This is a genomic window from Leadbetterella sp. DM7, from assembly GCF_040829825.2.
Classification (GTDB): Bacteria; Bacteroidota; Bacteroidia; order Cytophagales; family Spirosomataceae; genus Leadbetterella.
In genome coordinates, this window is record NZ_JBFOLH020000040.1 from 1 (window position 1) to 1568 (window position 1568).

General features: G+C 43.8%; 2 protein-coding genes. Both read right to left on the reverse strand.

All coding sequences use genetic code 11. The features are described from left to right. Positions 1-27 precede the first annotated feature (27 nt). Positions 28-1002, reverse strand: a complete 975-nt coding sequence (locus tag AB2U10_RS19100; RefSeq protein ID WP_367916679.1) for a transposase — start codon at positions 1000-1002, stop codon at positions 28-30. Beyond that, entirely contained in the window at positions 999-1490 is a 492-nt protein-coding gene (locus AB2U10_RS19105; RefSeq protein WP_367916680.1) for a transposase, read from the reverse strand. The genes AB2U10_RS19100 and AB2U10_RS19105 overlap by 4 nt, the downstream gene beginning before the upstream one ends. Positions 1491-1568 lie beyond the last annotated feature (78 nt).

A 1568-nucleotide genomic window follows, 5' to 3' on the forward strand; every position in this document is an offset into this window, starting at 1 on the left:
TAGGGTCTGCTGGGAAAGTCATTTGATTTACGCTACCAATTTTGTTTGATATGGATGATGGTTTCCCATTAGATTACTATTTTCTCTCGTACATTGAGTGAATCCAGATAGCCATAGGGGGCTACCCTGCGCCAACTTGACCAGGTTCAGCACCAAAACGATGCAGGCCACCCAAGATTTGCTGGTTAAGTCAAGCCTCGCTGTAATACGGTTTAATCCATATTTTACTTTGGCCTGCCCGAATTTACCTTCGATTGGGTTGCGCTCCCCCGGACTTACGGAGCTCTGTTCCCCTGCCTTTGGTCTGCCCAGTCGCTTAGCTTTAAGGACTATCTTCAACTCCTTTAGGGCTTTCCGGTTTTCTCTATTGCAGTAAATCTTGTCGGCCAATACGATCTCCGGGTAATATCCCCATCGTTCTTTGTACTTCTCTACGCTGCTTAAAAGACATTTCCCTTCGTTGAATGCATCCCATGAAAATTCATCTAAGAAAGCAAAACCATTCATAAGGGTGAGCTGTATCTTAGCACCGAATTCTACTTTAGCGTTTAATTTACCTCGAACAATAGGCCGTACATGAGGTTGATGAATGGAGACTATGCGGTCAGCTACATGATGGCTTCTATTCTCAAGCATACTCTTCTGCTGATCATAAACGGTTTGAATCACCAACAGATACTTATACTCCTTCGGTGTCAAAATAGTAAGCCCCTGCGGTCTGGTGTTCAGTAGCCCATGAATGGACTTGATATTATTCTTCAAGCCTGTTAATAATTCTTTTACCGCTTTACGGATTGTATTCCCCCTGGGGTTCCTGTTTTGTGCGATACGCAAAAAGAGTTTACGGTACTTTCCCCGATCCGTTCGAGGCTTGATTTTGTGTAGCTTCTTTTCATAAAGCCGGTCTATCAAAAGCACAGACTTCTCTATACAAGCGTAAATGATTTTGGTATCGGTAGGATAGGTAATGTCTTGCGGACAAGCTGTCGCATCCGTGATCATCCGGCCATGATGACTTTTTTTTTATCCACTTCCGGATCAGAAGTTGTATGGGTGAAAGAAAGTCTGACAATAGCTGTGTTTAACTCCTCAAAGGCTTGCAAATCCATTCTTCTGCGAAAATCAACAAAGCAGGAAGGGTCAAATATCGGCTCTTTCACAAAACTGGAAAACCCCAGAAAATACTGTAAATACATATTTTCCTGAATATGCTGAAGCGTTTCTCTGTCGCTCCAGGCCTCCAGGTGTTTGATGATCAGAGCTCCCACTACTACCCGCGGATTTATACCCGTCGCTCCCGTAGACTCATTCCGCAGTCCCCGATTATAAATATTCACTAAAAGATCCCAGGGTATCTTTGAAGCAAGTACCGCCCAACGGTTGCCCGGATCCAGTTGTTGCTCAAATGGAGTAGTAAATCCATCTATCCGTAGCTGGGAAACCGGCATATAGGCCTGCCTTGATGCACGTTTTTGACGCGCTTTTGCCATATTATTCGCTTTTGCCTCCGAAAAATAAGAAATAATCCCCTTTTAATAAAGAATTTAGCCTGTTAACAGCAAACCCTA